Below are 8,074 nucleotides of genomic sequence, written 5' to 3' on the forward strand. Positions count from 1 at the left end.
ACCGCCTCCTCGCGGGCGATCTCCACCTGCCCGTTGCGGATCATCCAGTACGCCAGCCGCTGGAGGAGGACGGTCTGTTCCTCCCGGGACAGCGAGACCCCCTCCACGGCCTCGATCTCCCGCTCGGAGTCCCGCCGCACGAGCAGCATGTCGAGCGCGGCGTCGTACAACTCCTTGCGAGCGCGGGGGAGTTGCATGCGCCGGTCCCGGTTGAGGGCACACAGCAGCGCGCACATCAGCGGATTGGTCGCGAGCCGCCCCAGATCCCGCCGGGTCGCCACCGCCTCCCCGAGCCCCGCCTCGTACCGATCGAGCTGCGCCGCCTCCCCAGGACACTCCTCCCGGGCCGCGTCGTGCCAGTGCCGCACAAAGGAACGGATGTCGTCCCGCTCCATCGGCAGCAGCGTGTGCGCGGTGAACCCCTGCGGCGCGAGCCAGTCCTCGGGAACGGCGGAGGGCCGGGTCGTGACGAGGTACCGCGCGCGGGGGAACGCGGTCACCAGGGACCGCAGCCATGTCTCCGTACGGTCCCGCATCCGCACCGGCACCTCGTCGACCCCGTCGACGAGGACCACCGCCCGCCCGCTCTCCAGCAGCCCCTCGACCCACCCCTCGGGCGCCCGCAGCGGCACCCCGGCCGCGCTCAGGAAGTCCGCCGGCATGGGCAGCGCGTCCGGCGAGTGGAATGACCGCAGCCGCAGCACGAACGGCACGAGCCGGTTCCAGTCCGCCAGTTCGGACCCGAAGCTCCGCCGGGCGGCATTCAGCGCGACCCACTGCAACAGCGTCGACTTCCCGGACCCGGCGGGCCCGCGCACCAGCAGCCGCTCACCGCCCGCGAGCGCGTGCTCGACCCGCACGGAGGCCGGCGCGCTCTGTCCGTACCACCACCTCTGTTCCCCGCTCACCGACAGGCTCAAGTACGCCGTGTCGAGCGGCCACTCCGCCCGATGCCGGCCCCCCAGCGTCACCCCGAACAACTCCACGCGCGCCTGCGCCTCGGCGACGTACCGCCCGTACCGCTCCTCGAAGGCATCGACGACCGGCACATCCCGCTCCCGCAGCAACTCCCCGCTGCGCCGCGTCTGTTCGACCGCCGCCCGCGCGACGAACGACGGCTCGGCGGTGAGCTGCTCGACGAGGTGGACGCAGCACAGGCCGAGCAGCTCCCCGTACAGATCCCGTGCCCCCTCGGAGAGATCAGCGACGGGGCGGCGCAACTCGGCGGCGAGGCGCGCGGGTTGGAGGTCGACGGCGAAGAGGCGGTCGGCGCTCAGCTCACCGGCCCCGGTGAACGTGTCCTGCACCGCGGCGACGGCAGCCAGCCGCTCATGCTCCGGCAGACCCCCGTACGCGGCCTCGATCCGCCCGCCCAGCACCCGCGCGAGCCGCTCGGGGCTCGCCGGCTTCGGCAGCGGGCGCACCGGCTTCGCCACCAGCCCCGCCCTCGGCCTCGGCGTGAGCAGCGCCTTCACGACCGTCACCGCCAGCCGTGCCACCACGCTCTCGATCCCCTGCATCCACGGGCCCCCTCCTGCCTGCCTCCCCAGCGTAGGGGCCGCCACTGACAACGGCCCCGACCCGCCCTCGCGAGCCCAGAGATAAGCCCAGAGACGAGCCCAGAAATGAGCCCAAAAAGGGGCGGCGCGATCGGATCATCGCACCACCCCCTCTTCGGCCTCTCCGGCCTCTTCGGCCTCTCCGGCGGACGGAGGGTTACTTCTTGACGGCCTTCAGGGCGTTGACCACGCCGGAGCCGTAGAAGCCGTTGTAGTACTTGCCGCCGACGCAGGTCGCGTCGACGATGCCGTCGCCGTTGCCGTCGTACGGCTCGGTCGGGCAGGACTGCTTGTCGGCCTGGATCTTCAGGAGGGCCGTGAGCTGGGCCGGGGACGCCCACGGGTGGGTGGACTTCAGGAGCGCGGCGACGCCCGCGGCGTGCGGCGCGGCCATCGACGTGCCCTGGAGGTAGCCGTACGTGTTGCCCGGCAGCGTCGAGAGGATGCGGCCGTTCTGGGACGGGGTGTCCGGGATCTGGTACCGGTCGCCGCCGGGCGCCGCGACGTCGACCTGGCCGTAGCCGTACGTCGAGTAGTACGACTTGGTGGACTTGACGCCGGTCGCGCTGACCGTGACCAGGCCCGGGAGCTGCGCCGGTACGTCGAAGCACTCGTGCGGGTCGATCGTGCGGGTCACCGGCGTCGTGTCGTTCGGGCTGGTGGTGTCCTCGATCGCGTCGGAGTCGAGGTCGTGGTTGGAGTTCCCGGCGGAGGCGATGCTCAGGGTGCCCTTGCGCTGGGCGTACGACTGGGCCCGGTTCACCGCGTCGACGACGGCCTTCTGGTCGGGGTCGTCGAGGCAGTTGTAGAGGTACGGGTCGACGTAGTAGCTGTTGTTCGTGATCTCCACGCCGTGGTCGGCGGCGAAGACGAACGCGCAGACGACGGCCTCGGGGTAGAAGAACTGCCCCTCGCCCTGCGAGACGCGGATACCGGAGACCTTGACGCCCGGCGCGACCCCGGCGACGCCGATGCCGTTGCGGGCGGCGGCGATCTCACCGGCGACGTGCGTGCCGTGGTAGTGGCCCGGGTCGGCAGGCCGCCAGGCGCCCGGCGTGGTGTCGGCGACCCCGCCGACGCAGCTCGCGGACTGCGCGGGGGAGAAGTTGGGGGCGAGGTCGGGGTGCGTGTCGTCGACGCCCGTGTCGATGACGGCGACAGTGACTTTCTTGCTCCCGGGGTTGATCTCGGCGGCCTTGTCCGCGCCGATCGCGCGCAGGTCCCACTGGTCGGCCTCCATCGGCTCCTGACCGGCGGTGGCGTCGGCGGCGAGCCGCGCGGCCTGGGCCCCCGTCAGCTTCTGGACCGCGCCCTCGTCGGTCGTACCGGCCGGCGTGAGCGGCGCCGTACGCGTCGCGCCCGCGGACTGCACGCCGCGCGCCTTGCGTATCTCGGCGGCGAACGCGGGGTTCGCGGAGTGCGCGACGATCACGCCGATCTTCTCGTACGCGATCACGACGGTCCCTCCCGCCGCCGTGACCGCCTTCTTCACCGACGCGATCGTGCGGCGGTCCACCTTCGTGTTGACGACGTACGTCAGCGTCCCGGCCTCGGCGGCGACGGAAGCGCCCGCCGGTGCGACGGGTGCCGCGGAAGCCGCCGTCGGCAGGAAGCCGAGGGAGGCGGTGAGCGACAGCACGAGCGGGGCCGCGAGGGCGAGACGGCGTCTGGAAGGCAGATGAGCCATGGGGTCTCCACATCATCCGGGTACGGCGAAACACCGGGCGCGAGGTTCGCGACCGGGCAGGTACATGACCAGTGGTACGCCCCGAAACTATCCGCCCGACCGGTGCGCGGCAATGACTTCCGGAGATCACGTCGGGGAGGCCGCATCCCCCGTACGTCAACTTTCGAAACAACCCGAACGAGTTGAACCGGCCTCAACGCGGCGCCGTGACCTTGGGCAGGAAGCCCGAGGCCGATCGAGCTTCCGTCGTATGCCTGTACATATATGCCTGTACGTCCGTTAGATCCGACCTTCGCAACGCGAGGAGACTCCGTGGCCACCGAGACACCGCCCCCTTCGAAGATCCCAGCCCAGCGTCCCTCGGCCGAGGAGTTCGAAGCGGTCCAGGAGAGCGCGGAATTCGGTGAACTGCGCCGCTCCTACCGCTCGTTCGCCTTCCCGCTGACGGTCGGCTTCATCGCCTGGTACCTGCTGTACGTCCTGCTCTCCAACTACGCGGGCGATTTCATGGGCACCACTGTCGTCGGCAACATCAACGTCGCCCTCGTCCTCGGCCTCGCCCAGTTCCTCACCACGTTCCTCATCGCCTGGTGGTACGCGCGCACCGCAGCCGCCAAGTTCGACCCCAAGGCCGAGGCCATCAAGACCCGTATGGAGAACGCCGAATGAGCGCCCTGACCACTTTCGCGGCCGGCGGAGCGGCGAGCGAGCACCGCACGCTGATCATCAGCCTGTTCTCGGTGTTCGTCGCCGCCACCCTGGTCATCACCGTCTGGGCGGGCCGGCAGACCAAGAACGCCTCCGACTTCTACGCGGGCGGACGCCAGTTCACCGGCTTCCAGAACGGCCTCGCCGTCGCCGGCGACTACATGTCCGCCGCCTCCTTCCTCGGTATCGCGGGCGCCATCGCCCTGTTCGGATACGACGGTTTCCTCTACTCCATCGGCTTCCTGGTCGCCTGGCTCGTCGCCCTCCTCCTGGTCGCCGAACCCCTGCGCAACTCCGGCCGCTACACGATGGGCGACGTCCTCGCCTACCGGATGCGCCAGCGCCCGGTCCGGACGGCCGCCGGCACCTCCACCATCGTCGTGTCGATCTTCTACCTGCTCGCGCAGATGGCCGGCGCGGGTGTCCTCGTCTCGCTGCTCCTCGGCATCACCAGCGACGCCGGGAAGATCGCCATCGTCGCGCTGGTCGGCGTCCTGATGATCGTGTACGTCACCATCGGCGGCATGAAGGGCACCACCTGGGTCCAGATGGTCAAGGCCGTCCTCCTCATGGCGGGCGCCCTGCTGCTGACCTTCCTGGTGATGCTCAAGTTCGACTTCAACATCTCCGACCTGCTCGGCACCGCCGCCGACAACAGCGGCAAGGGCGCCGCCTTCCTGGAGCCGGGCCTCAAGTACGGCCTCACCGGCACCACCAAGCTCGACTTCATCTCGCTGGGCATCGCCCTGGTGCTCGGCACCGCCGGGCTCCCGCACATCCTGATCCGCTTCTACACCGTGCCCACCGCGCAGGCCGCCCGGAAGTCCGTCCTGTGGGCCATCGGCCTCATCGGCGCCTTCTACCTGATGACCCTCGCCCTCGGCTTCGGCGCCGCGGCCCTGATCAGCAACGCCGAGATCACCGCGTCCAACAAGGCGGGCAACACGGCCGCGCCACTCCTCGCCCTCCATCTGGGCGGCGTCGACTCCAACTGGGGCGCCATCCTGCTCGCGTCGATCTCCGCCGTCGCCTTCGCGACGATCCTCGCGGTGGTCGCCGGCCTCACCCTGGCGTCCTCGTCGTCCTTCGCGCACGACATCTACGCCAACGTCATCAAGAAGGGCAAGGCCAGCGAGAAGGACGAGATCCGCGCCGCCCGCTGGGCCACCGTCGGCATCGGCGCGGTATCGATCCTGCTGGGCGCCCTCGCCCGTGACCTGAACGTCGCGGGCCTCGTCGCCCTCGCCTTCGCGGTCGCCGCCTCCGCCAACCTGCCGACCATCCTCTACAGCCTCTTCTGGAAGCGCTTCACGACCACGGGCGCCCTCTGGTCGATCTACGGCGGCCTCGTCAGCGCCGTCGGCCTGGTGCTGTTCTCGCCGGTCGTCTCCGGCAAGGCCACGTCGATGTTCCCGGACGTCGACTTCCACTGGTTCCCGCTGGAGAACCCCGGCATCATCTCGATCCCGGTCGGCTTCCTCCTCGGCATCGTCGGCACCTACCTCTCGAAGGAGGAGCCCGACGCGAAGAAGTACGCCGAGCTGGAGGTCCGCTCCCTCACGGGCACCGGCGCGCACTGACGCCACCGCCCGTGACCCGAAGGGCCGTGCCGCACCCCCTCCGGCGGCGCGGCCCTTCGTACGTCCCGGGCCGCAGGCACTCGATCATTGTCAGTGGTGTCACGTAGGCTCGCAGGTAACGGAAAAGCAATTCCGGGACACACGGCGGGGGAGGGGACCAGGATGCTCATCGACACCTACGGCCGCAGGGCCACCGACCTCAGGATCTCCCTGACGGACCGCTGCAACCTGCGGTGCACGTACTGCATGCCCGAAGAGGGCCTGCAATGGCTCGCGAAACCCGACCTCCTCACGGACGACGAGATCGTCCGCCTCGTCGACGTCGCCGTGCGCCTCCTCGGCATCGAGGAGGTCCGCTTCACCGGCGGCGAACCCCTCCTGCGCCCCGGCCTCGTCGGCATCGTCGAGCGCGTCGCCGCCCTCACCCCGCGCCCCCAGATGTCCCTCACGACCAACGGCATCGGGCTGCGGCGCACCGCCACCGCACTCAAGGCGGCCGGCCTCGACCGGGTCAACGTCTCGCTGGACACCCTCCGCCCCGACGTCTTCAAGACCCTCACCCGCCGCGACCGCCACCAGGACGTCCTGGCCGGCCTGACCGCCGCGAGCGAGGCGGGCCTCACCCCCGTCAAGGTCAACGCCGTCCTGATGCCGGGCTTCAACGAGGACGAGGCCCCCGACCTCCTCGCCTGGGCCATCGAGCACGCCTACGAACTCCGCTTCATCGAGCAGATGCCGCTGGACGCGCAGCACGGCTGGAAGCGCGACGGCATGGTCACCGCGGGCGACATCCTCACGTCCCTGCGCACCCGCTTCGACCTCACCCCCGAGACCCGGGGCGAACGGGGCTCGGCCCCCGCCGAACGCTGGCTGGTCGACGGCGGCCCCTACAAGGTCGGCGTCATCGCCTCGGTCACCCGCCCCTTCTGCGCCGCCTGCGACCGCACCCGCCTCACCGCCGACGGCCAGATCCGCACCTGCCTGTTCGCCCGCGAGGAGACCGACCTGCGCACAGCCCTGCGCGAGGGCGCGTCCGACGAGGAACTGGCGAGGATCTGGAGCGTCGCGATGTACGGGAAGAAGGCGGGCGCGGGGCTGGACGACCCGTCGTTCGTGCAGCCGGAGCGGCCGATGTCGGCGATCGGCGGCTGACCCCAAGACTGACCCCAGGCCGACGCCCGGGCTGGTCAGGCTCCTTCGGGAGCTTCCCAGTCCTCGAACTTGACGACGTCCTTCAGGAACCCCCGCACCCCCAGGAACTGCGACAGATGCTCGCGATGCTCCTCGCACGCGAGCCACGTCTTGCGCCGCTCCGGCGTATGGATCTTGGGGTTGTTCCAGGCCAGCACCCACACAGCGGCGTCGCGGCAGCCCTTGGCCGAGCAGATGGGGGTTTCGTCAGTCACAGCGCCGTCTCACAGACCCGTACAAAAGGCGACGCCGAGCAGCCACGGGGGGAGCTGCCCGGCGTCGGTCCGTCGCTCCGACGGGGGATGCGGAGCGCCTAGGAAGTATGTCACGGCAGGGCGCTCGCACGGGACCGGAACAACATGATTGATCTGAGCTTTTCTTGAGCCTCGTCCACACCCGACGGACAGTGCGTTCACTGTTACCGACCGGTAGCGCCCGGCCCCGCGTCACCCGCGGAAGACGGCGCCGGCGATTCCGGTGCACGCTCCGCAACGCGCGGCCCCGCCAGCCGCGCCCGCCCCGGCGAGGGCACGAACGTCGACGGCAGCCCCGGCGCGTTCTCCCGCCCCGCGTTCGCGATCACGACCGCGATGTACGGCAGCAGGATCCCGAGGACCAGCGCGACCATCGCGACATGCCGTTCCACGTTCCACAACAGCGCCGCGAGCACCACCGACACCGTCCGCACGGACATCGAGATGATGTACCGCCGCTGCCTCTGCCGCACGTCGTCCGCCAGGCCCTGCCGCGCCCCGGTGATCCGGAACACCTGGCCGTTCCCCGCGGCACCCTGCTTCCGCATCACATTCCACCGTCCGCCCGACTGCGACTCCCCCCGGGCACGGAACCGGCCCCGGGCGCTCTCCACGTTACGCCGCGCCTGCGCAGCCTTCGAGCCCGGGGCACCTCCCGGCCGGGCGATCCTCCTGCGCCCAGCCGTGTACGCCCGCCTCGACATGCGGCGTAGCGCGACCGGACCGACACTGGGGGCACTGCTCACGTCGATCCGTACAAGGAGGCAGCCATGGGCTGGTTGTGGGCGATCATCGTGGGGTTCGTGCTGGGCCTGCTCGCGAAGGCGATCATCCCGGGCAAGCAGCACAGCCCTCTCTGGCTGACCACCATCTTCGGCATCCTCGGCGCGATCGCCGGCAACGCCCTCGCCCGGGCCGTCGGCATCGACGCGACCAGCGGCATCGACTGGGGCCGCCACGCGTTCCAGCTGATCGCGGCGGTCGTGATCGTCTTCCTGGGAGACATGGCGTACTCGGCGACGCTGGGCAGGAACAAGCAACGCACGTGAACGGGAAACGCAGGGGAGGTCCACGCACCTAAGGGGCGCGGGGAAC

General features: G+C 70.5%; 8 protein-coding genes. 4 read left to right on the top strand and 4 right to left on the bottom strand.

The window, feature by feature from the left end:
• Positions 1-1,520: NACHT domain-containing protein (locus tag AOK24_RS34685; RefSeq protein WP_159052088.1), on the bottom strand; the 1,520-nt coding region annotated here is incomplete at its 3' end.
• A gap of 196 nt (positions 1,521-1,716) precedes the next feature.
• Positions 1,717-3,246: a S8 family serine peptidase gene (locus tag AOK24_RS34690; RefSeq protein WP_055723962.1), complete on the bottom strand. Its 1,530-nt coding sequence runs from the start codon at positions 3,244-3,246 to the stop codon at positions 1,717-1,719.
• A 312-nt stretch (positions 3,247-3,558) separates the two neighbouring features.
• On the opposite strand from AOK24_RS34690, the gene AOK24_RS34695 reads away from it, so the two are divergent.
• The 3 genes from AOK24_RS34695 to moaA all read left to right on the top strand — a co-directional run bounded on the left by AOK24_RS34695 (position 3,559) and on the right by moaA (position 6,686).
• Positions 3,559-3,915, top strand: a complete 357-nt coding sequence (locus AOK24_RS34695; protein ID WP_010355616.1) for a DUF485 domain-containing protein — start codon at positions 3,559-3,561, stop codon at positions 3,913-3,915.
• Complete coding sequence (locus AOK24_RS34700) at positions 3,912-5,534, top strand: solute symporter family protein (RefSeq protein WP_055723963.1); 1,623 nt, start codon at positions 3,912-3,914, stop codon at positions 5,532-5,534. The genes AOK24_RS34695 and AOK24_RS34700 overlap by 4 nt, the downstream gene beginning before the upstream one ends.
• Positions 5,535-5,696: 162 nt before the next feature.
• The gene (gene moaA, locus AOK24_RS34705; protein WP_055723964.1) at positions 5,697-6,686 is read left to right on the top strand and encodes a GTP 3',8-cyclase MoaA; all 990 of its coding nucleotides are present in this window, start codon (positions 5,697-5,699) and stop codon (positions 6,684-6,686) included.
• Between the two features lie 35 nt (positions 6,687-6,721).
• On the opposite strand, the gene AOK24_RS34710 is transcribed toward moaA, so the two are convergent.
• Positions 6,722-6,940, bottom strand: a complete 219-nt coding sequence (locus AOK24_RS34710; protein WP_055723965.1) for a hypothetical protein — start codon at positions 6,938-6,940, stop codon at positions 6,722-6,724.
• Positions 6,941-7,143: 203 nt separating this feature from the next.
• Positions 7,144-7,527, bottom strand: coding sequence for a DUF3099 domain-containing protein (locus tag AOK24_RS34715; RefSeq protein ID WP_055723966.1), 384 nt, complete (start codon positions 7,525-7,527; stop codon positions 7,144-7,146).
• Between the two features lie 222 nt (positions 7,528-7,749).
• Here AOK24_RS34715 and AOK24_RS34720 point away from each other — a divergent pair, with 222 nt between their 5' ends.
• A complete protein-coding gene (locus AOK24_RS34720; RefSeq protein ID WP_055723967.1) occupies positions 7,750-8,028 on the top strand; it encodes a GlsB/YeaQ/YmgE family stress response membrane protein in 279 nt (92 codons plus the stop codon).
• Positions 8,029-8,074 lie beyond the last annotated feature (46 nt).

Origin of the sequence: Streptomyces niveiscabiei, assembly GCF_001419795.1 — a bacterium.
Lineage (GTDB): Bacteria > Actinomycetota > Actinomycetes > Streptomycetales > Streptomycetaceae > Streptomyces > Streptomyces niveiscabiei.

What these genes read in the sequence shown, in the direction of transcription:
- AOK24_RS34690 (WP_055723962.1), bottom strand. Translation starts at nt 3,246, where the DNA reads ATGGCTCATCTGCCTTCCAGACGCCGTCTCGCCCTCGCGGCCCCGCTC.
- AOK24_RS34700 (WP_055723963.1), top strand. Translation starts at nt 3,912, where the DNA reads ATGAGCGCCCTGACCACTTTCGCGGCCGGCGGAGCGGCGAGCGAGCAC.
- moaA (WP_055723964.1), top strand. Translation starts at nt 5,697, where the DNA reads ATGCTCATCGACACCTACGGCCGCAGGGCCACCGACCTCAGGATCTCC.
- AOK24_RS34715 (WP_055723966.1), bottom strand. Translation starts at nt 7,527, where the DNA reads ATGCGGAAGCAGGGTGCCGCGGGGAACGGCCAGGTGTTCCGGATCACC.
- AOK24_RS34720 (WP_055723967.1), top strand. Translation starts at nt 7,750, where the DNA reads ATGGGCTGGTTGTGGGCGATCATCGTGGGGTTCGTGCTGGGCCTGCTC.